General features: G+C 70.6%; 20 protein-coding genes and 1 tRNA gene. 12 read left to right on the top strand and 9 right to left on the bottom strand.

All coding sequences use genetic code 11. The features are described 5' to 3' along the window. Nucleotides 1-6 precede the first annotated feature (6 nt). From FZC61_RS14425 to FZC61_RS14465, 9 genes are all read left to right on the top strand, one after another. The gene (locus tag FZC61_RS14425) at nt 7-735 is read left to right on the top strand and encodes a hypothetical protein (RefSeq protein ID WP_148614864.1); all 729 of its coding nucleotides are present in this window, start codon (nt 7-9) and stop codon (nt 733-735) included. An 80-nt stretch (nt 736-815) separates the two neighbouring features. After that, on the top strand, nt 816-1,949 hold the full coding sequence (gene dusB, locus FZC61_RS14430) for a tRNA dihydrouridine synthase DusB (RefSeq protein ID WP_281289826.1): 1,134 nt from the start codon (nt 816-818) through the stop codon (nt 1,947-1,949). A 190-nt stretch (nt 1,950-2,139) separates the two neighbouring features. Continuing rightward, nucleotides 2,140-3,084 carry a VldE C-terminal domain-containing protein gene (locus FZC61_RS14435; RefSeq protein ID WP_148614865.1) on the top strand — a complete coding sequence of 315 codons (945 nt, stop codon included), beginning with the start codon at nt 2,140-2,142 and terminating at the stop codon, nt 3,082-3,084. Between the two features lie 309 nt (nt 3,085-3,393). Beyond that, nucleotides 3,394-4,641, top strand: a complete 1,248-nt coding sequence (locus tag FZC61_RS14440) for a deoxyguanosinetriphosphate triphosphohydrolase (RefSeq protein WP_148614866.1) — start codon at nt 3,394-3,396, stop codon at nt 4,639-4,641. Nucleotides 4,642-4,686: 45 nt separating this feature from the next. Next, nucleotides 4,687-5,610 carry a 2-hydroxyacid dehydrogenase gene (locus tag FZC61_RS14445; protein ID WP_148614867.1) on the top strand — a complete coding sequence of 308 codons (924 nt, stop codon included), beginning with the start codon at nt 4,687-4,689 and terminating at the stop codon, nt 5,608-5,610. Nucleotides 5,611-5,640: 30 nt separating this feature from the next. Then, nucleotides 5,641-7,512, top strand: coding sequence for a DNA primase (gene dnaG, locus FZC61_RS14450; RefSeq protein ID WP_148614868.1), 1,872 nt, complete (start codon nt 5,641-5,643; stop codon nt 7,510-7,512). A 31-nt stretch (nt 7,513-7,543) separates the two neighbouring features. Continuing rightward, nucleotides 7,544-8,026 carry a hypothetical protein gene (locus tag FZC61_RS14455; protein WP_148614869.1) on the top strand — a complete coding sequence of 161 codons (483 nt, stop codon included), beginning with the start codon at nt 7,544-7,546 and terminating at the stop codon, nt 8,024-8,026. 109 nt (nt 8,027-8,135) lie between these two features. Continuing rightward, nucleotides 8,136-8,208: transfer RNA gene (locus tag FZC61_RS14460), tRNA-Asn, on the top strand. An 89-nt stretch (nt 8,209-8,297) separates the two neighbouring features. Next, the gene (locus tag FZC61_RS14465) at nt 8,298-8,522 is read left to right on the top strand and encodes a DUF3099 domain-containing protein (RefSeq protein ID WP_148614870.1); all 225 of its coding nucleotides are present in this window, start codon (nt 8,298-8,300) and stop codon (nt 8,520-8,522) included. Between the two features lie 3 nt (nt 8,523-8,525). Here the strand turns inward: FZC61_RS14465 and FZC61_RS14470 are convergent, their stop codons facing one another. Next, nucleotides 8,526-9,272, bottom strand: a complete 747-nt coding sequence (locus tag FZC61_RS14470; RefSeq protein ID WP_148614871.1) for a PIG-L deacetylase family protein — start codon at nt 9,270-9,272, stop codon at nt 8,526-8,528. 150 nt (nt 9,273-9,422) lie between these two features. On the opposite strand from FZC61_RS14470, the gene FZC61_RS14475 reads away from it, so the two are divergent. After that, on the top strand, nt 9,423-10,997 hold the full coding sequence (locus FZC61_RS14475; RefSeq protein WP_170286113.1) for an LCP family protein: 1,575 nt from the start codon (nt 9,423-9,425) through the stop codon (nt 10,995-10,997). Nucleotides 10,998-11,626: 629 nt separating this feature from the next. Here FZC61_RS14475 and FZC61_RS14480 read toward each other — a convergent pair. Further along, nucleotides 11,627-12,277, bottom strand: a complete 651-nt coding sequence (locus FZC61_RS14480; RefSeq protein ID WP_139980693.1) for a DUF305 domain-containing protein — start codon at nt 12,275-12,277, stop codon at nt 11,627-11,629. Nucleotides 12,278-12,359: 82 nt separating this feature from the next. Beyond that, nucleotides 12,360-12,899, bottom strand: a complete 540-nt coding sequence (locus FZC61_RS14485) for a hypothetical protein (RefSeq protein ID WP_140009853.1) — start codon at nt 12,897-12,899, stop codon at nt 12,360-12,362. A gap of 114 nt (nt 12,900-13,013) precedes the next feature. Between FZC61_RS14485 and FZC61_RS14490 the strand changes: the two genes are divergently transcribed. Continuing rightward, the gene (locus FZC61_RS14490; protein WP_246081780.1) at nt 13,014-13,730 is read left to right on the top strand and encodes a DUF4396 domain-containing protein; all 717 of its coding nucleotides are present in this window, start codon (nt 13,014-13,016) and stop codon (nt 13,728-13,730) included. Between the two features lie 790 nt (nt 13,731-14,520). Here FZC61_RS14490 and FZC61_RS14495 read toward each other — a convergent pair. From FZC61_RS14495 to FZC61_RS14520, 6 genes are all read right to left on the bottom strand, one after another. After that, entirely contained in the window at nt 14,521-15,213 is a 693-nt protein-coding gene (locus tag FZC61_RS14495) for a hypothetical protein (RefSeq protein WP_139980689.1), read from the bottom strand. Between the two features lie 56 nt (nt 15,214-15,269). Further along, nucleotides 15,270-15,920, bottom strand: a complete 651-nt coding sequence (locus FZC61_RS14500; RefSeq protein WP_139980687.1) for an anti-sigma factor family protein — start codon at nt 15,918-15,920, stop codon at nt 15,270-15,272. Further along, a complete protein-coding gene (locus FZC61_RS14505) occupies nt 15,917-16,408 on the bottom strand; it encodes a sigma-70 family RNA polymerase sigma factor (RefSeq protein WP_246084129.1) in 492 nt (163 codons plus the stop codon). The genes FZC61_RS14500 and FZC61_RS14505 overlap by 4 nt, the downstream gene beginning before the upstream one ends. A 133-nt stretch (nt 16,409-16,541) precedes the next feature. Further along, nucleotides 16,542-17,150: an alpha/beta hydrolase gene (locus tag FZC61_RS23455; protein WP_211348906.1), complete on the bottom strand. Its 609-nt coding sequence runs from the start codon at nt 17,148-17,150 to the stop codon at nt 16,542-16,544. Between the two features lie 126 nt (nt 17,151-17,276). Continuing rightward, a complete protein-coding gene (locus tag FZC61_RS14515) occupies nt 17,277-17,885 on the bottom strand; it encodes a uracil-DNA glycosylase (protein ID WP_211357259.1) in 609 nt (202 codons plus the stop codon). A 209-nt stretch (nt 17,886-18,094) separates the two neighbouring features. After that, a complete protein-coding gene (locus tag FZC61_RS14520; protein ID WP_139980683.1) occupies nt 18,095-19,018 on the bottom strand; it encodes a LysR family transcriptional regulator in 924 nt (307 codons plus the stop codon). A gap of 93 nt (nt 19,019-19,111) precedes the next feature. Between FZC61_RS14520 and FZC61_RS14525 the strand changes: the two genes are divergently transcribed. Continuing rightward, nucleotides 19,112-20,254, top strand: a complete 1,143-nt coding sequence (locus FZC61_RS14525) for a TDT family transporter (RefSeq protein ID WP_139980681.1) — start codon at nt 19,112-19,114, stop codon at nt 20,252-20,254. Nucleotides 20,255-20,352: the final 98 nt, after the last annotated feature.

Here is a 20,352-nt window from a genome sequence, read left to right on the forward strand (position 1 = left end):
GCCGACATGCCACGCCGTGGGGTCGCGGTCGTGCTCGCGGGCACGGTGGTGAGCGCGCTGCTCACCGGGTGCGGCGGCGGGTCCGACGACCCGCAGCCTGGCCCCGTGCCGGGGTCGTCCGGGTCGTCGTCTGCGTCGTCGGTCCCGACGGCCACCGACAGCGCGGGCGCCGGTGATCCGGCCGCCTACCTCCCGGTCCCCGACGGTGTCGAGCTCACCGCGCCCGGCACCGAGCTGGCGTTCCGCGAGGCCGCCCTCGCGGCGTGGAAGCCCCGTCAGGACCTCGTCGGCGTCGTCGGCGTCACCGTGCTCAAGGTCCAGCGCACCACCGTGAAGAAGTCGCTGCCGGGCTTCGACCTCGACCCGGTGGCCGCGGCGTCGACGCCCTACTTCGTCTCCACCCAGGTCGGCAACGGCGGCGACACCGACCTCGGGGGTCGCCAGCTCCCTCTCTACGTCGTCGACAGCGACGGCCGGCTGATCCCACCGACCGGCATCGACCAGGCCTTCGAGCCGTGTCCGGGCTCGGCCCTGCCGGCGATCTTCGCTCCCGGTGACGAGGCCCGCTCGTGCCTGATCTTCCTGGTGCCGAAGGGTGCCAAGCTCGTCTCGGTGATGTTCCGCCCCCCGGAGGGCGTCGTGCCGATCACCTGGTCCGGGAAGGTCGAGGTCGTCGGCCGCTCGTCGGGCGCGAAGGACAAGAAGGACAAGAAGGACAAGCGCGACAGCGGCTGACCGGACCCGGACGACGACGCGTTCTCCCGCGGTCGCTCCGCAGTTTCCCGGCTGGCGGTCGGCCGGTCCATCATGGACGGGTGACCGCACCACTGCGCCTCGGCTCCCTCACGGTCGACACCCCCGTGGTGCTCGCCCCGATGGCCGGCATCACCAACGCCGCCTACCGCCGGCTGTGCGCCGAGCAGGGCGCCGGCCTCTACGTCTGCGAGATGATCACCAGCCGCGGCCTGGTCGAGCGCGACGACACGACCATGAAGATGCTGGTGTTCGACGAGCTCGAGACCGTCCGCTCCGTGCAGCTCTACGGCACCGACCCCGTCTACGTCGGCAAGGCCACCGAGATCCTCTGCGGCGAGTACGGCGTGGCCCACGTCGACCTCAACTTCGGCTGCCCGGTGCCCAAGGTGACCCGCAAGGGCGGCGGGGGCGCGCTGCCCTGGAAGCGCAACCTGCTCGGCCTCATCCTCGAGCAGGCCGTCGCCGCGGCCGCGCCCTACGACGTCCCCGTCACGATGAAGACCCGCAAGGGTCTCGACGACGACCACCTGACCTACCTCGACGCAGGCCGGATCGCCGAGGAGTCCGGCTGCGCGGCGATCGCCCTGCACGGGCGGACCGTGGCCCAGGCCTACAGCGGCCAGGCCGACTGGGACGCGATCGCCGCGCTGGTCGACCACGTCGACACCATCCCCGTCCTCGGCAACGGCGACATCTGGGAGGCGCGCGACGCGCTGCGGATGGTCGAGCAAACCGGCGTGGCCGGCGTCGTCGTCGGCCGGGGCTGCCTGGGTCGCCCGTGGCTGTTCCGCGACCTCGCGGCCGCCTTCGCCGGTGAGGAGGTGCGCACCCTGCCCACGCTCGGCGAGGTCGCCACGATGATGCGCCGCCACGCCGAGCTCCTGTGCCAGCACATGGGCGAGGAGCGGGGTTGCAAGGAGTTCCGCAAGCACGTCACCTGGTACCTCAAGGGCTTCGCCGCGGGTGGTCAGATGCGCCGTTCGCTGGGCCTGGTCTCCACCCTCGCCGACCTCGACGGGCTGCTCGCCGGGCTCGACCCCGACGAGGAGTTCCCCGCCTCCGAGCTCGGTACGCCGCGTGGTCGCCAGGGCAGCCCCCGCGGCAAGGTCGTGCTCCCCGAGGGATGGCTCGACGACACCGACGGGACCGGCTGCGTGCTGCGCGAGGACGCTGCGGAGACCACCGGCGGGTAAAAGCTCGCCGAGCGGCTCGGCGTCCCGCAGGCCGCTGACCTGGGGTTTTTACCGTGGTGACCCAACGCACTGTCAACCGAACCGGTAGAGATTGAGTGGCGACCCTCGGGCTGTGCCATCCTCGATGCTTCGTGCCCGCCGCCAACCCGGCGGGCACCGTCCTGCCTTCTACAGCAAAGGATTCAGCGCTGTGGCTCATCATCGCCACAAGCGGGAGACCAATGCCCGCCGGTTCCCCGGAACCCGACTCACCCAGCTTCGTGCCACCACCCTGGCCGCCCCTCTGGCGGTCGTGGCCACCGTCGGCGTCGTCTCCCTCGGCGTCCTCGGGGCCGACGTGCGCAGCGTCGACCTCGCTACCGGCGCCGCAGCCCGCCCCGTCGTGGGTGACACCGCCGCACCGGCCGGCGACCTCGCCGGCCGGGTGCTGCGCGAGCAGCGCCTGTCCCGCGGCTCGGGCGACCGCGCGGGCGTCCCGGCCGCCGACGAGGTGGCGGCCACGCCGGTCACGCCGGCCCCGCAGACCTTGCTCGCGCAGACGATGGCCCCGGCCGCGATCCGCAAGGCCATCGCCGGCGCCACGACCCAGCGCTGGACCACCGAGTCCCTCAACCTGTGGACCGAGCCCGGCAAGCGGGCGGTCAACACCGGCGAGGTCGACGCGGGCGAGCAGGTCCTCGTCACCGGCCGCGAGCTGTTCGGTCGCGTCGAGATCGTGTGGGAGAAGACGCAGACCCGCTGGGTGACCGCGGGCTACCTCACCGACCAGGAGCCTTTCACGCTCGGTGGCGACTGCACCAACGGCACCTCGGTCCCGTCCGGGGTCAGCCCCAACATCGTCAAGGTGCACGAGGCCGTCTGTGCCGAGTTCCCCGACATCACCGTCTACGGCACCTTCCGCGGCGACGGCGAGCACGCCCAGGGCATCGCCGTCGACATCATGGTCTCCGGCTCCGAGGGTCAGGCCGTCGCCGACTTCGTGCGCAAGTACTACGCCGAGCTCGGAGTCAACTACGTGATCTTCTCCCAGCACATCTGGTCGGTCGACCGGTCCAGCGAGGGCTGGCGGGCCATGGAGGACCGCGGCTCGGTGACCGCCAACCACTACGACCACGTCCACGTCACCGTCTATTGATCTGGTCGCTCCGTGGTGGCTCGCGCCGCGTTCCCGCACCGCTCTCGTAGGACTGCCGCCGATCTGGTCCGGCGGGCCGGGCCGGCGCGGCGGCTGACCACTGCGCTCCGAGCGCCGTGTGGCCCGGTCCTGCTGTGCTCGGGGCGCCGGGTGACCCGCTCCCCACGGTGGTCCGGGAGATCACACTCGCGCACGGTGGTCGAGGAGGCCGCCCGCGGCCGTCTCGAGACCGCGCGACCGCAGCCGACGTGCCAGCCATCGACCCGACCCCGGGCCCGGCGGTCGGTGGGCGTCCCTAGGCTGGTCTCGATGATCCCTGACGACCGCTACGACGCCGCCGCTGCGGAGCGCGTCGTCGTCGAGCCACCCAAGCGCGTCGACGCCCCCGTCCGCACGCCCTTCGAGCGCGACCGGGCGCGCGTCGTCCATGCCGCGTCCTCGCGGCGCCTTGCGGCCAAGACCCAGGTGGTCGGGCCCCAGTCCGACGACTTCGTGCGCAACCGGCTCACCCACTCCCTGGAAGTCGCCCAGGTCGCGCGCGACCTCTCGCGCGCCCTCGGCAGCCAGCCCGACATCGCCGAGACCGCCGCGCTGGCCCACGACCTCGGCCACCCGCCGTTCGGCCACAACGGCGAGCGGGCGCTGGCCGAGGTGAGCCAGGCGTGCGGCGGGTTCGAGGGCAACGCCCAGACCCTGCGGCTGCTGACGCGACTGGAGGCCAAGACCTTCGACGACGGACCCGACGGCGGCCGGTCGGTCGGCCTCAACCTCACCCGCGCCACGCTCGACGCCTGCACCAAGTACCCATGGGAGCGCGCCGCCGACGGCCCCGACGCCCTCAAGTACGGCGTCTACGCCGACGACCGCCCCGTCTTCGACTGGATGCGCGACGGCGCGCCCCCGCGGCGCCAGTGCCTCGAGGCGCAGGTCATGGACCTCGCCGACGACGTCGCCTACTCCGTGCACGACGTCGAGGACGGCGTCGTCGCCGGTCGTCTCGACCTCACCGCGCTCGACCGGCCGGCGGTGTGGGAGACCCTGCGCCACTGGTACCTCCCCGGCGCCCGTGACGACGACCTCGACGCGGTCCTCGACCGCCTGCAGTCCGTCGGCAGCTGGCCGACCGCCTCCTACGACGGCAGCCGGCGCCACCTGGCCGCCCTCAAGAACCTCACCAGCGACCTGATCGGCCGGTTCTGCGGTGACGTGCAGCAGGCGACCTTCGCCGCGGGCGACGGCCCGTTCGTCCGCTACCACGCGAGCCTGGTGCTCCCCGAGACGACGCTGCTCGAGATCGCGGTGCTCAAGGGCATCGCGGCCCACTACGTCATGCAGGCCGTCGACCGGGTGGCGGCGCTCGAGCACCAGCGCGAGGTCCTCGCCGAGCTCGTCGCCGTGCTGTGCGACCGAGGCCCCGACGCCCTCGACCGCCAGTACGCCGACGACTGGCACGTCGCGGCCGACGACGCGGCCCGGTTGCGGGTGGTCGTCGACCAGGTGGCCTCCCTCACCGACGCGAGCGCCGTGGCCCGGCACGCCCGCCTCACCACGACCTGACCCGAGCCCGTCGACCGGTCCGGCGCCCTCCGTAGTCTCGGAGCCGTGACCGACCCCCTCGTCTGGCTACCCTTCGACCCCGCCGACCTCGGCGACCCGCCGACCGGGCTGCGCTACGAGGTCGTCGACCCGGTCGACGGCGACGTGCCCGACAGCGTCGCCGACGTGCGGTTCTACGTCGCGCCCTACCGCCTGGGGCCCGAGGTCGCCGGCGTCATCGACCACATGGCGAGCCTCGAGGTCGTGCAGACCCTCACCGCCGGCGTCGACAACCTGCGCGGGCGCCTGCCCGAGGGTGTGACGCTGTGCAGCGGCCGCGGCATCCACGACGCCTCGACCGCCGAGCTGGCCCTCACGCTCGTGCTGGCGTCGCTGCGCGGCGTCCCCGACTTCGTGCGGGCCCAGCAGCGCCACTCCTGGGCCACGGGCTGGCGCCCCTCGCTGGCCGACCGGCGCGTCCTCATCGTGGGCTACGGCGCCATCGGCGAGGCCATCGAGGCGCGGCTCCTGCCGTTCGAGGTCGACGTCGTCCGGGTGGCGCGCACCGCCCGGCCGGCCCAGCAGGTGCACGGGTTCGTCGACCTTCCCGGACTGCTGCCCGACGCCGACGTGGTCGTGCTCGTCGTCCCCCTCACCGACCAGACCCGCGGCCTGGTCGACCACGACTTCCTGGCCCGGATGAAGGACGGCGCCCTGCTCGTCAACCTCGCCCGCGGCCCCGTGGTCGACACCGACGACCTCCTCGCCGCCCTGCACACCCGGCGCGTGACGGCCGCGATCGACGTGTCCGACCCCGAGCCCCTGCCGGCCGACCACCCGCTGTGGGACGCCCCCGGGTTGCTCGTCAGCCCGCACGTCGGCGGCATGACCAGTGCCATGTGGCCACGCGCCCACCGCCTCGTGCGCGACCAGCTGCACCGCTGGGTGGCCGGCGAGTCCCTCCACAACCAGATGGCGGGCGCCTACTGAGGTTCGACCGGCGCCCGTAGGATCGGCCTCGTGGCAGGCCGGGTTCGCGAGGAGGACATCGCAGCAGTTCGCGAGAAGGTCCGCATCGACGAGGTCATCGGCGACTACGTCACCCTCCGCAACGCCGGCGGCGGCTCGCTCAAGGGCCTGTGCCCGTTCCACGACGAGAAGACGCCGTCGTTCAACGTCAACCCCCAGCGCCAGTTCTGGCACTGCTTCGGCTGCCAGAAGGGCGGCGACGTCATCACCTTCGTGATGGACATCGACGGCTTGTCGTTCATGGAGACCGTCGAGCGCCTGGCCGACAAGGTCGGCATCGAGCTGCGCCGTGAGGACGGCGACGGCCGCGACGACCGCCCGAAGGGTCCGCCCCGCCAGCGCCTCGTCGAGGTCAACCGCGTCGCCCAGGAGTTCTACGCCGAGCAGCTCGCCGGCCCCGCCGCCGTCGAGGGCCGCCGCTTCCTGCAGGAGCGCGGCTTCGACCAGGCCGCGGCCGAGCACTTCGGCATGGGGTTCGCGCCGCGCGACGGCGAGGCCCTCCTCAAGCACCTGCGCGGGCGCGGCTTCAGCCAGGACGAGGCCGTCGCCGCCGGCGTCGTGGCGGTCGGCCGCTCGGCGTACGACCGGTTCCGCGGGCGCCTGCTGTGGCCGATCCGCGACCCCGGCGGCGCCACGATCGGCTTCGGGGCCCGCCGCATCTTCGACGACGACCGGATCGACGCCAAGTACCTCAACACCCCCGAGACCACGCTCTACAAGAAGAGTCAGGTCCTCTACGGCATCGACCTGGCCCGCACCTCGATGGCCAAGACCTCGCAAGCGGTCGTGGTCGAGGGCTACACCGACGTCATGGCCTGCCACCTCGCGGGCGTCACGACCGCGGTCGCCTCCTGCGGCACCGCCTTCGGCGACGACCACACCCGCATCCTGCGACGCTTCCTCGACGACCACGACGAGTTCCGCGGCGAGGTGATCTTCACCTTCGACGGCGACGCCGCCGGCCAGAACGCCGCGCTGAAGGCCTTCGAGGGCGACCAGAAGTTCGTGTCGCAGACCTACGTCGCGGTCCAGCCCGAGGGCCTCGACCCCTGCGACCTGCGCATCCGCGACGGCGACGCCGCGGTCCGCGACCTCGTCGCCCGGCGCCAGCCCCTCTACCGCTTCGTGCTCGGCAACATCATCAGCAAGTACGACCTCGACCGCGCCGACGGCCGCATCGACGCGATGCGCGAGTGCGCCCGCCTGGTCGCCTCGGTGCGCGACCAGTCCAAGGTCGTGGCTTTCGCCCAGGAGATCAGCCGCATGCTCGGCGCCGACCTCGACACCAACGTCGTCCTCGGCGAGGTACGCCGGGCCGCCAAGCGGTCCACCGGGGCGCAGCCGGCGCCCGTCGAGACGGCACGGCCGGCGGTCCGCTCCGCGCTGCCCGACCTGCGCGACCCGCGCTTCTCGATCGAGCGCGAGACCCTCAAGCTCGTCCTGCAGCACCCCATGGCGATCGGGCGCACCACCGCCGACATCGGCGCCAACGACTTCACCCACCCCACCTACCGCGGGGTCTGGGAGCTGGTCGCCGCCGCCGGGGGCACCGTCGCCGGGGCCGACGACCCGGCCTGGGTCGCCCGGCTCCGCGACGCCGCGACCGACCCGGCGGTCTCGTCGGTGATCAGCGCGCTGGCCGTCGAGCCGCTCATGCGCACCCCCGACGCGACCTACGTCTCGCGCTACGTCTTCAAGCTCCTCGAGCTCACCGCCGCCCGCCACATCGCCGACGTCAAGTCGCGCCTGCAGCGCACCAACCCCGTCGAGCACCCCACCGACTACAACCGCATGTTCGGCGAGCTCGCCGCGCTCGAGCAGCACCGCCGTACGCTCCGCGACCGCATCTCAGGAGACCAGTGACCTTCCAGCCGACCGCGCACGTCACCGACCGGTGAAGGGCATCCAGCGCCGGCCCGAGCTGCCCGTGGCGCCGGGGGAGCGGCTGCTCGCCTGGGCCGAGGCGGCCGACGGCACCCTCATCGGCGGCACCCGCGACGCCTTCTACGCCCCCGCCCGGGTTCCGTGGGAGCAGGTCGAGGCCGCCGACTGGGACCGCGACACCGGGGTGCTGCGGCTCAGCGAGGTCGGCTCGTGGGGCGACGCTCGTCCCGAGCACGTCTACGACGTCGCCGACCCCGGCCGCCTGGTGCAGCTGATCCGCGAGCGCGTCACCGCCTCGGTCGTCTACCAGCGCCACGTCCCGCTCGAGGGCCGCCGCGGCCTGCGCGTCATCGCCCGCCGCGCCCCCGGACTGGCCGAGGCGATCGCCTGGGTCTTCGAGTACGACGAGGGCGTCGACCCCGACGACCCGCGGGTCCGCCTGGCCGCGAGCCAGGCGCTCCTCGAGGCCCGTGGCGAGGTCGGGCTCGACTGAACGACGGCCCGTCGACGACGCGACGACGGCCGGACGATGTGCGGGCGACACACGAGCCCATCCCGTTTCCGGTCCGGCGTCCGCACTTGCTACGGTATCCCCGGCACGATCCCCTGTAGCTCAGTTGGCAGAGCGCTTGACTGTTAATCAGGATGTCGTTGGTTCGAGTCCAACCGGGGGAGCACGTCGACGAGGCCCGGACCGCCCTGCGGTCCGGGCCTCGTGCCGTCCGGGCGATGCCCGGCGCCACCGAGCGGCGTACCGTCGAGACGTGCAGGAAGCCACCCGCAAGCGGACCTACTTCGCCCTCATGGGCACCTGCGTCGTGCTCATCGTCCTGGCGTGGAACGTCGTGCGGCTGTGGAGCACGACGGCGGCCGTGGTGATGACCCTGGTCGCGGCGGTCCTGCCGCCGACGGCGGCGATCCTCGGCAACCTGGGCGCGCTCGACGACTCGGCCCCGCCGACGGGTGACGAGGTCACCCGGCGCGAGTAGCCGCTACTCGCCCCAGCCCATCGCGAAGACCTCGAACGCCGCCCCGAACGTCACGCCGAGCCGGTGGCCGACCGGGCGCGCGAAGCCCTCGAGCATCTCCCGGGCGTCGAAGTGCTCCCACCCGAGGCCCTCGATGTAGGCCGCGTGCGCCTCGAGCGAGGCGACGCCGCGGTCGAAGGTGGCGGTGGTGTCGACGCCGTGGGTCGCCTCGGGCGAGCCGAACGCCCAGACCTCCCGCACGCCGCCCCACTTCTCGAGGCCGTCGGGCCCGCCGAGCTGGTCGGCGAAGACCCAGCGGTTGCCCGCGTCGCGCACCGCGTCGAGCACCGCCCGCCCGGTCGCGATGTGGTCGGCCTGGTTGAGGTTGCGCCCGCCCCAGGTGTCGCGCAGGTTGCCCGTCACCACGACGTCGGGGCGGAAGACGCGTACGGCGCGCGCGACGGCCGCCCGCAGCGGGACGCCGTACTCGAGCACGCCGTCGGGCAGCCCGAGGAAGTCGACGTGGTCGACGCCGACGACCCGCGCCGACTCGACCTGCTCGGCCTCGCGGACCCGCCGGCACTTCTCGGGCTCGAGGCCGTCGATGCCGGCCTCACCGCTGGTCACCATGCAGTAGCCGACCGTCTTGCCCTGGTCGGTCCAGCGCGCCACCGCGGCTGCGGCACCGAACTCCATGTCGTCGGGGTGCGCGACCACGCACAGGGCGCGCTCCCAGGTCTCGTCGAGGTGGTCGAGGGGTGCGGGGTCCATGCCCCCAGGATGCCCCTGCTCGCCTCCGGTCGCACCGGCACGGAGCGGAAGAACCGCTGCGATGTGGGTGCCGGTGTTATTTTGTGGCGCCGGTCCGTTCCGGCGTGCTGCTGCCCGCTCCACGACACGCAAGGGACGAACCCGACTCACATGTCCAACGAGGTGCTCGAGGTCCCGTCGGACCGCCCGGCGGGTGCCCGCCGCGCGGAGCGGTCCTCGCGCTTCCCGGTCCGGCTGCGCCGAGGGGGTCGACGGGGCCGCGGCGGCGCCCGGGCCCGGCGTACCGACCGGCCGACCGCACGTCGCGCGCACAACCTCGCCTCGACCCTCGGCCTGACCACGCTCGGCGCGGTCGTCCCCGGGTCGGGCTACCTCGTCGCCGGACGTCGTGTGCTCGGGTCCGTGGTGCTCCTCGGCTGGCTCGGCACCATCGCCGGCCTGCTCTGGTACTTCGGTCGCGGCACCGACGCGGCGCTCGACTTCGTCTTCAACCCCACCGCGGTGCGGGTCGCCGCGGCCGCGCTGGCGCTGGCGCTGCTCGTGTGGGCGTTCGTCGTCATCACCTCCCACCGCCTGCTGCGCCCCCGCGAGCGCCCGCGGTCGCACACCGTCGTCGGCAACGTGCTCGTCGCGACCCTCCTGGTCGCCGGTGCGGCGCCGGTGGCGCGCGCGGCCCAGTACGCCATGGCCACCGCCTCCGGCGTCGACAAGGTCTTCCACAACAACGTCAAGAGCGCCACGGCGCCCCAGGGCGTGACCGAGGAGGACCCCTGGGCCGGCCAGGACCGGGTCAACATCCTGCTGCTGGGCGGTGACGGCGGGGTCGGGCGCACCGGTGTGCGCACCGACAGCGTGATCCTTGCCAGCATCGACACCCGGACCGGCAAGACCGTCATGTTCAGCCTGCCGCGCAACATGATGTACGCCCAGTTCCCCGAGGGCTCGCCGCTGCACGACCTCTACCCCGACGGCTACCAGACCGGCCAGGGCGACCCGGGCTTCGACATGCTCAACGCCATCTACAGCCAGGTGCCGGTGCTGCACCCCGGGGTGCTCGGCGAGAGCGACAACGAGGGCGCCGACGCGGTGAAGCAGGCGGTCGAGGGCAGCCTCGGCATCCCGGTCGACTACTACCTCCTGGTCAACCTCAAGGGTTTCCAGACCGTCGTCGACGCCCTTGGCGGCATCACCGTCAACATCAACGAGAAGGTCGCCATCAACGGCGACACCAGCGCCGGGATCCCGCCCACCGGCTACCTCGAGCCCGGTCCCGACCAGCACCTCGACGGGTTCAAGGCCCTCTGGTTCGCCCGGGGTCGCTACGGCTCCGACGACTACCAGCGCATGGACCGCCAGCGCTGCGCGATCAACGCGATCATCGAGGCCGCCGACCCGGCCACGCTCCTGACCCGCTACCTCGACATCGTCAAGGCGGGCAAGGAGATCGTCTACACCGACATCCCGCGCAAGATCGCTCCCGACTTCGTCTCGCTGCTCCTGCGGGTCAAGGAGGGCAAGATCCGCTCGGTGGTGTTCAAGACCTCCGACAAGTTCAGCTCCGCCGACCCCGACTACGACTACGTGCGCGAGACCGTCGCCAACGCGATCGACCCGCCCAGGCGCAAGCCCGGGGCCCCCAAGGTCCGACGCGCCGAGGACCCCGTCGACGTCTGCGCCTACAACCCCACCTCCGACGCCGGCACCACGGTCGCCGCGTCCGAGTGAGCGCCCGATAGGCTCGTCGCTGTCCGGCCGGCGCTCTCGACGCCGATCGGCAGCACGCGGGGCGGTAGCTCAGTCGGTCAGAGCAGAGGACTCATAAGGCCAAATTTGCCGTTCTAGAAAACTGCTGGAGGTCGACGGTCATTGCCGAAAACCCCCTCTGACCTGGACGAACGTCTCGGAGTGACGATGCGACGGTGATGACCATTTGTGGTCTCAATCGGTCGGTCGTGGCTCTGATGCGGACTATTTGCGGACTGCTGGCCCTCGGGCAACCTGGACCGGCTTCGTCATCGCGTGGATTTCGCTCGAGGCCGTCGACGAGCAGTTTTTGCGGACAGGTTTGCGGACTGATTGCGGACCAAGTGCAGCCTAGGCCAATACGCAACTTCAACTCCTTTGCTCGTCAGATTCTCGGAGTCGACTTGCCAAGTTTGCAGCAGGCTCCTGGTCCTGAGGGGAATGGTCACGACGTCGCGTTGCGCCCCTACGGCGGCATGATCGGGCGTTTGGCGTTCTGACGAGCCGAGCGGACAGTCGTGGCGTGGCTCTACAACCTGGCGTCCTGCTCACGGACCTATCGCCGTGAGTGCTCGGCGTCAGACCGTCGAGCACTCACGGCCAACTAGATCTCAGTCGAGCAGTGTCTTCATGGTCTCGATCTCTGCGCTCTGCGACTCGATGATGTTCCTGGCGAGGTCGATAGCGGGCTTGTACTGACCACCTTCTGTCTCAGTGTTCGCCATCTGCACGGCTCCGGTGTGATGCTCGATCATCATGGTGAGCCACATGTCCTGGAACTCGGAGTCGGGGGCGGATTCCAGGGCGGTCATCTCGTTGGCGCTCATCATGCCGGGCATGTCGGTGTCCATGCCTTCCATCGAGTCACCCATGTCGCCGGAGTCGTCTATGTCGTGGTCGGCGTTGGCGTGGTCGCGCATGGTGGCGGGGACTTCTTCGTCCCAGTCGGTGAGCCAGCTGCTGAAGCTCTCGATCTCGGGTGCCTGAGCCTCACGGATCTCATCGGCGATGGCTTGGACTTCGGGGTCGAGGGTGCGGCCCTGGGTCAGGTCGACCATTGACAGTGCCTGTGCGTGGTGCTGGAGCATGTCGGAGGCGAAGGTGACGTCGGCGTCGTTGTGCTCGGTTGCGGACGGCTCGGTGCTCGCCGAGTTCGGGTCGCCGGTGTCGTCGCCGCAGGCAGCGACGGTGAAGGCGAGGGTGAGGCCGAGGGCGGTTGCGCCAAGGGCGCGAGACGTACGGACGGTGCGGTTGGTGCGCATGATGGGTTCTCCTGTTGGGTGCTGACGGGTGGGGTCGCGTGCCGCGCCTCGGCGTTGTCGCGGGAAGGCGGCTGGCTACCTGTCAGCACCTGATGACGGAGAACTCCCATGTCGGTGGTGGTCCGGTCGCGAGGCGGGCTGTCGTTCGTGTGATGACGGCGCAAAAAGCGGGAAGGCTGGTGCGCCAGGTTGCACTGGTACGGCCAAGCGCAAGAAGGAGGAGAGTTGCTCCGGCTGCGGCGGCGAGCATGACGGCGCAGAGCATGATCATGGAACCCGTCTGACCGCCGTGACCGTCGCCCGTGGCGGCGACTGCGGGCGCATCGACAGCAGGGGTAAGGGCGGTGTGGGAGGCGGAGGACGAGGCCCCGTAGCGGTGGCTCATGCCGCTCATGCCGCTCATGCCGCTCATGCCGTTTGTGGCGGCCGTCGGGACTGACGAGTTGGTGCTGGGCATCGCGCTCATGCGGGTCATGCCCGGACCGTGATGGGTCCCGTGAGCCGTGAGGACATGCATCGCGAGGATCCCGAGAACGATGGCGGCGACAGCGACGACGAGTCCGAGGCGCGCGCGTTCGCGGTCCTGTTCAGCATCAGGCCGGTTTGCCGCGGCGGTGGTCATGGTGTCACCTCCTGCGGCCATGTTATCGAGGACTGTTCACCCACCGGAATATACCCCCCCTGGGTACCCGTTAGGCCCGACATCTGACCGATGCCACGAACGGAGCGACGAGCGATGAGCGACACGCCTCACCAGACCCACATCAGCCACCACACCGACCACCACACCGAACACGAGGCGCACGGCGGGCACGGCGGGCACGGCGGGCACCATGACAATGGGTCGATGGCTAACCGCGCAATGGCCGTCAGCGCCACGCTGCACTGCCTCACCGGCTGCGCGATCGGTGAGATCGCCGGGCTCATGATCGGCACCGCCGCCGGGCTGAGCAACGGGTGGACCATCGTGTTGTCGATCGCCTTGGCGTTCGTGTTCGGCTACACCCTGTCCACGCTGCCGCTGCTCAAGGCCGGACTCGGTGTCGCTACCGCGCTCAGCGTCGTCCTTGCCGCCGACACCGTCTCGATCGCGACCATGGAGGTCGCCGACAACGTGGTCATGGCCCTTATCCCAGGCGCGATGGACGCGGGGCTCGTGAACGTCACCTTCTGGGTCGGCATGGCGATTGCGCTGACCGTGGCCGGGTTCGCGGCCTACCCGGTCAACAAGTACCTGCTTGCCCACGGCAAGGGCCACGCCCTGACCCACGAGTACCACGGTGCGAGCGGCCCGACCGAGGGGTTCCGGGCACACACTCCGTCCCTTGCCACCAGCACGCTTGTCGCAGCCATTACTGCGTTCATGCTCGGCGGGTTGGTCGTCTCCGTGGCTGATTTCATGGGTTCAGACCAGGACTCGGCGCATAACCCAACCTCCAGCAGCACCCACTAGGGACCGCCGTCATGCTCCTCACCCTCACCTGTCACAGCTGCGACCACGCGGTGTCGGCCGACGACCTGGAGCACCTCGTAGCGCAGACCACGCCATGGCCACGGACACACTTCAACGCCACTTCGCGAGCACGTCATCGTTAAGATTCGTCGGGAGAACCCTGAAGTACCCGCAGGCGACTGATGTCGAGCCCGACTTTCGGCAGTGTCGGGCGCTTGTGCCAGGTCCTCGGTTCACCGATGGCCGTGGCCGGGACGGTGTGCAGTCCGCAGGGAGTCCGCAGAACAACCGCAACAGGCGCTAGAGGACACCGAACGTCCATGACTTCAGTGCAGGTCAGCGCATAAGCCCGCAATCCCCGTCACCGACCGTTCCGTCGTGGTCAGTTTTGGATCAACGACCCAACGGTGGTTCATTAGAGATCGCTGAGCTTGGGTCCGCGACACAAAAGGACGCCGCCTCAACGCGCCGCTCATAACCCAGAGGTCGCAGGTTCAAATCCTGCCCCCGCTACAAAGTGAAACAGCAGGTCAGAGGCGGGTTCGGAGGGATCTGACGCCGGCCAGTGCTCCGGTGACGGCCCGTGGTGATCATGCGCGAAAGCTGGCACGGTGCTGGCGAGGGTTGTGGCGCTCATCGAGGCTTCGGGTAGGCGGTCAGGCCTCTTACTGATTCTGCCTTCCCCGTCCGGCTGAAGTGCGGTGCCCCTTGGGTTGCCTCACTCCAATTGCGAGGCATGCGCCTTGGGGTGCAGCGGTGCCCGTCGGCGGTAGGTGGATTCAGATTCGCCTCAGGGCGCGCCGTTGATGCGGAAGTCGACTGTCTCGACCTTGGAGGCGACGCCGATGGCTTCGAGGTCGCGGCGGTCGATGCGGCCGTCGGCGTTCTGGTCGGTGACGACGGCGGGTGCGTCGTTGTAGATGCCGTCGTGGTTCAGGTCGTCGATGACGGCGACGGTCAGCGTGGTGGTGACGTCCTTGCCGGCGATCGGGGCGCCGACGATCCAGGTGTCCCTGAGCTCGACGTCGTTCTTGGAACGGTCGGTGACGCCGGTGAGGTTGAACAGGTTGGCCAGGTTGGTTCCCGGGCCGGAGAAGCCGGGCAGGGTGTTGTTGGTGGTGCTGGTGAGCACGACCAGGCCGGGCATCCGGTCGTCGGTTCCGGTGGAGAAGGTGCCGGGGAACGGAGCGGTGTTGTTGTGCGCGAGCGGACCGGTCAGCTGGTTGGCGGTGAATCCGGTGCCAGCGAGCGAGGTGTCGTCGAATTCGATGTCGAGGTCGACGAACCACCCGGCTCCGCCGATGCCGGCGTTGTCGCCGCGTCCGGGGGCGAGGATCTCGACGTCCACGGTCTTGGCCGCTTGCTGGCGGTCGCGGTGGCCCGGTCCAGGGGTGGCGGAGGCGCCGCCGGCGGTGGCGGCGTAGGTGCCGGCGAGCGCTGCGGTCACGGTGAGAGCGGTCAGGGCGGTGGCGGTCTTCTTCATGGTGGGTCCCTTTCGTCGGATGTCAGGCAGGAGTACGCCGTCTCCCGCGGATCGGTTCACCTGGTTGCGGTGGAGAGCACTAAATCGCCGTCGGAGTCGGTGACGCGCACCTGGGCCACGTCTTGGGGGGCGAGTGCGGCGGCCCCGGTCACCTGCGCCTCGCCGTTGTCGGTCGATCCCCAGGTGGCGACCTGCTGGCGCTCCCCTTCGGGCGAGACGAGCCAGGCGACGAACTGCTCGTCTTGTGGGAGCCCCCGCAGGTCGAGGTCGACCGACGTGCCCCACGGCTTGGCCCTCAATGAGGTTGCTCCGGTTGCGCTCACGCCCGCCGGGGCGCTCAGGGCGAGGGTCGTGGAGACCGGTTCATCGGGTCCGAGGACCACCGCCGTGCCGGCACCCGCTCCCGCGACCAGCACGACCGCGGCGGCAGCGGTGAGGAGCAGCCGGCGTCGACGACGGGTCCGCAGGGCTTCGATCGCGTCCCCCAGGCCGGCGTCGGGAGTCACGCGGAGCGCGGATGCGGGCGCCCCGGCCCGCAGCAGCGCCGGCAGCCCGGCGTACGTCGCGAGCTCGTCGCGACACGGCGCGCAGGTCGGCAGGTGGGACTCGAGCTGGGCCCGGTCGTCGGCGTCGAGACCGCCCAGGACGTAGGGACCCAGCAGCTCGCGCAGCCGGGTGTGGGCCCGGTCCTCCTCGTGCTTGTTCATCGCTCGACTCCCATCTCCTCGAATGCGGTCCGCAGGATGCGGATCGCGTAGTACGAGCGTGACTTCACGGTGCCCGGGCGCAGTCCGAGGGTGGTCGCGGCCTCGGTGACCGTGGCACCGCGGTAGTAGAGCTCGTCGACCACGGCCCGGTGCTCGGGTGAGAGCCGGTCCAGCGCCTGCACGACGACGTAGGCGTCGACGAGCGCGTCCGCACGGTCACCGACCGCCTGCGCCGCGACGGTGTCGTCGTCGCCGACGAGTCGTGGGCGGCGCTCGTCGGCGCGCCACAGATCGATCACCAGGTTGCGGGCCACCGCGAACAGGTAGGCCCGCGGGTCGCCGCGGGTCGGATCAATTCGGTCGAGATTGCGCCAGCCGCGCAGCATCGTCTCCTGCACGACGTCCTCGGCCCGGCCCCGGTCATCGACCAGGCGCAGCACGAAGGTCATCAGGGCCGTCCCGTGCCGTAGGTAGAGCTCGGTCAGCACCCGCTCGTCGGCCTCGGCCGTCGTCCTTCCGGGTGCCCGAGAGCCAGGGCGCAGCGATCTCACGATCCTGGGTACGACTCGCGCTCCGGATCGGTTCACCGTGTCGCGCCACGCACGTCTGCTCCGCGCGGTCTCATGGGGCAGCGAAGCGCTTGAGGCGTTGGAGCATCGCCTCGAGGACCGGACCGGCCTGGTCTGTGGCGAAGATGTTCTGCGCGTGGGCCGAGCCCGGCAGGATCGTCACCTCGTTCTCCTCACCGGGGGAGGAGGCGGCCAGCTCCGTCGAGACGTTGGCCACGGGCTCGTCCTCGCTGGCCACGAAGAGCTTCGGCTCCTCCCCGAGACCGTCGACCGTTGCGTTCGGCGACAGCAAGATCAGCTGATCGGCCAGACCTGGGTCCTGGCTCGCGAGATCGAGGATGGCATCGGCCCCAGCGCTGGCCCCGACGAGCGCAACGTCAGCGACTCCCTGATCCTGCAGCAGTTCTACCGCGGCGCGAATCGCATCGGAGTCGATGTCCTCGACCGCGACCACGGTGGCTCCCTGGTCGGCGATCGCGACGGCTTGCTCCTCCCAGCTGGCAGCGTCGAAGGCGGCGCCGTGCGCGAGGACGACCCCGTAGTCGCCCTCGCCCCATCTCAGCGCTGGGGAGCCGGCCACGGAGATCGTCTGTCCCGAGGAGTCGCCAGCCGGGCTGCTGGTCGTCTCGGGTGCCCCTCCGCAGCTGGCGAGGGCCAGCACGACGAGAGTTGTCATTGCGGTTCGCCTCAGAGTCCCGAGCATGTCCGCCACAGTAGGTCGCCTGGTGGCCGACGTGCGCCTACGAGGGGTCGGCGGCAATTGGCTTCGCACCAGGGAGTGGGCCGCTCACCGGCAGAGATCTGCGGCTCGTTCCAGTGCGGCGGTGGTCCGCTGGAGAGCCTCCTGGCGCCGGTGTCCGTTGACGGGTGAGGGATGGGGAACGGCCAGGGTGGGGACGACGACCGGATGCTCGGCGAGCGTGAGGTACCTCATCCAGCCCTCGAGCGCCGCGCTGCCGAGGGGCACGACCACCCGGAGGTCGACCAGCTCGGCGAGCAGCGCGCTCAAGGCGGGCCGGGCGTCTTCCAGGTCATCGACCCGGGGGCTGCGGCGCCGACCATCAGGTCCGGTCAACGCCCAGGGGACGACGTTCCACCGCAGGCACTGCGCCGGGTCGAGCCTGGAGGGGGTCAGCGCCCGACGGACCTGACGGGTGGTGGGATCGTCGTTGTCGAGCGAACTGAAGCCGAGGTCGCCCGCGGCGACCGTCCTGGGCCCCGGCGCCTCCATCAGCAGCAGGACCTGGGCGCGGGTGCCCGCGCCGTCGGGGTCGAACCAGGGCACGAACCTGGAACTGCTCGGGCCTGCTAACCGCCACCGTTCGGCGAGCTCGTTCAAGCGGCCAACCGGGTCGTCGTGGACGCGCGCTCGTTTGCTGGCGGGGTCAGCCAGCACGGTGTCCGCTCCAGCCCACGGGCGCAACACCGACAGCCAGGCAGATGCCCGCGAATCCGGCGGCCAGCGGGAGCGGGAACGCCTGCTCATCCCGTACATGCGGCGGCGACGTCACAAAGGAAACCCTATGCCGAACCAGCGGCGAGCCATGTGCCCGCACCCGGCTCCACTTCGTGGGCCACCAGTTCATTGTGTAGGCGCTCTGGTGGTCAGCGCTCAGCCGCACGCGCGATCGCGACGAGGTCACGCACTACCCCGGCCGGCGGGTTCTTGGTTCCGACCCAGACGGCGCGGAAGTACCGTCGCAGATCGAGGTCCAGTACGGCCACGACGCTCAGGCTCCCGGAATCCACGTCGCGCGCGACGACGCGACGGCTGAGGAACGCCGGCGCGCTGCCGGCAAGGACTGCTTCGCGGACGGCGGTCGCGGTGGTGAGCTCCACCTCCGGGTCGCCCACCGCCAAGCCATGTTTGGCCAAGGCGATCTCAAGAACCTCGCGGGTTCCCGAGCCCTGCTCACGACTGGTCAGCGCAAGTTCTGCCACCTCCTCGGGCAACAGCGGGGTGCGTCGTCGACTCAGCGGTGTGCCGGCCGCCGCGACCAGAACGAGCTCGTCCTGGGCGACGGTCACCGACCGCACCGCCGCCGGCGCCTCGACTCCCTCGACGAAGCCCACGTGGGCTGTTCCTGCGCGAACCGCTTCGACCACGTCTCGGCTGTTGGAGGCATTGAGACTCACAGCCGTCGCCCGGTAGCCCTCGCCAAGCTGTCGTTGGCGCAACTGCACCAGCCAGCGGGGGATGAGACTCTCCGCGATCGTCATGCTGGCCCACACCACGAGCTCGCGACTGCGGTCGCCGCGCAACCCCTCGATCGCGGTGTCTACCTCGTCGGCTAGATCGAGCAGCCGCGCCGCCCACTCGGCTACGACCACGCCGGCCTCGGTGAGCTGTGATCCACGTGCGCCGCGTCGCACGAGCGTCAGCCCTGTCTGGGCCTCCATTCCCCGCACACGTTCGGACGCGGCCTGCTGGCTCATGCCGTTGGCGCGTGCCGTGCCACCGATGCTGCCATGGCGGGCGATGCCTACGAGCAGCCGCAGTCCATCGAGATCGGGAAGATGGGAAGACACAGGGCAAACTTACCGGTAGTCACAAGCCTTGGTTGTGGATGCACAGCTGGGCGGGGACTACTGAGCGACTGTGCGCGCTCGCAGACTGAAGTCATGAGCATTCTCGAATCCCGCACCAGCTCCAGCGTGCGCCCCGCGGATCGTCGTACCTTCCTGAGCGCTCTCGAGGGACGGCCCGCGTTCGGATTTATCGGTCCGAACTGGTTCGCCTCGGTGATGGGCACCGGCATCGTCGCGAACGCCGCCGCGACCTTGCCCGTCGAGGTCCCCGGTCTGCTGCTCTTCGCACGGGCCGTGTGGGTGCTCGACGTGATCCTGCTCGCTGTCATCAGTATGGCCACGCTCATCCACTGGACGCAGCACCCCCGCACCGCGCGGGGACACCTCGACGACCCGGCGATGTCGCACTTCTACGGCGCCCCGGCCATGGCGCTGATGACCGTCGGGGCAGGCGCCCTGCTGGTCGGTCAGCCGCTAGTCGGCCAGGGCACAGCCGTGGGCATGGACTTCGTGCTCTGGACTGCCGGCACCCTGCTCGGTCTCTGGACCGCGGTGGCGGTGCCCTACAAGGCCTTCACCACCCACGAGGTGAAGCAGGACGCGGCCTTCGGGGGCTGGCTGATGCCCGTCGTGCCGCCCATGGTCAGCGCGGCCACCGGTCCGCTGCTGCTGCCCCACCTGCCCGCCGGTCAGTGGCAGCTCAGCATGCAGCTGGCCTGCACGATGATGTTCGGCCTGACCATCGTGGCCAGCCTGGTCGTGATCACGATGATCTGGAGCCGGTTGGTGCACCACAAGGTCGGGGCCGCCGCCGCGGTGCCCACGCTGTGGATCGTGCTCGGCCCGCTCGGCCAGTCGATCACCGCCGCGCACACCCTCGGCGCGACAGCTGTCGACGTCTACCCCGCACCGTATGGGCGCGCCTTCGAGGCCGTGGGGCTCGTCTATGGCGCACCCATGTGGGGGTTCGCCATGTTGTGGCTGGCGCTCGCGATCGCCATCACGATCCGCACCGTGCGAGCAGGCATGCCCTTCTCGCTGACCTGGTGGTCCTTCACCTTCCCGGTCGGCACGGTCGTCACCGGGACGTCAGGACTGGCAGCCATTACGGGTGCGCACTTTCTGGTGTTCGCCGCAGTGGTCTTCTACACCGGTCTCCTGGTCGCTTGGGGCACGGTGGCGGTTCGTACCGGGCGGGGTGTGTTCTCCGGCCACCTCCTGCGCGCCCCGGCCTGAGCCTGCGGCGATGTCGCCAGCGTTCTCAGACGCTGCGTGGGGGCGGTGACGTGTCCGGGCGGTCGGGTCGCCCGCGTGGCCCGGAGTTGGTTAGCATG

It is taken from the genome of Nocardioides rubriscoriae (assembly GCF_008087085.1).
Classification (GTDB): domain Bacteria; phylum Actinomycetota; class Actinomycetes; order Propionibacteriales; family Nocardioidaceae; genus Nocardioides; species Nocardioides rubriscoriae.

Bases quoted from the DNA above. Each gene is read 5' to 3' on its own strand.
- FZC61_RS14425 (WP_148614864.1), top strand. From the start codon at position 7: ATGCCACGCCGTGGGGTCGCGGTCGTGCTCGCGGGCACGGTGGTGAGC.
- FZC61_RS14440 (WP_148614866.1), top strand. From the start codon at position 3,394: ATGATCCCTGACGACCGCTACGACGCCGCCGCTGCGGAGCGCGTCGTC.
- FZC61_RS14470 (WP_148614871.1), bottom strand. From the start codon at position 9,272: ATGGACCCCGCACCCCTCGACCACCTCGACGAGACCTGGGAGCGCGCC.
- FZC61_RS14475 (WP_170286113.1), top strand. From the start codon at position 9,423: ATGTCCAACGAGGTGCTCGAGGTCCCGTCGGACCGCCCGGCGGGTGCC.
- FZC61_RS14480 (WP_139980693.1), bottom strand. From the start codon at position 12,277: ATGCGCACCAACCGCACCGTCCGTACGTCTCGCGCCCTTGGCGCAACC.
- FZC61_RS14485 (WP_140009853.1), bottom strand. From the start codon at position 12,899: ATGACCACCGCCGCGGCAAACCGGCCTGATGCTGAACAGGACCGCGAA.
- FZC61_RS14490 (WP_246081780.1), top strand. From the start codon at position 13,014: ATGAGCGACACGCCTCACCAGACCCACATCAGCCACCACACCGACCAC.
- FZC61_RS14495 (WP_139980689.1), bottom strand. From the start codon at position 15,213: ATGAAGAAGACCGCCACCGCCCTGACCGCTCTCACCGTGACCGCAGCG.
- FZC61_RS14500 (WP_139980687.1), bottom strand. From the start codon at position 15,920: ATGAACAAGCACGAGGAGGACCGGGCCCACACCCGGCTGCGCGAGCTG.
- FZC61_RS14525 (WP_139980681.1), top strand. From the start codon at position 19,112: ATGAGCATTCTCGAATCCCGCACCAGCTCCAGCGTGCGCCCCGCGGAT.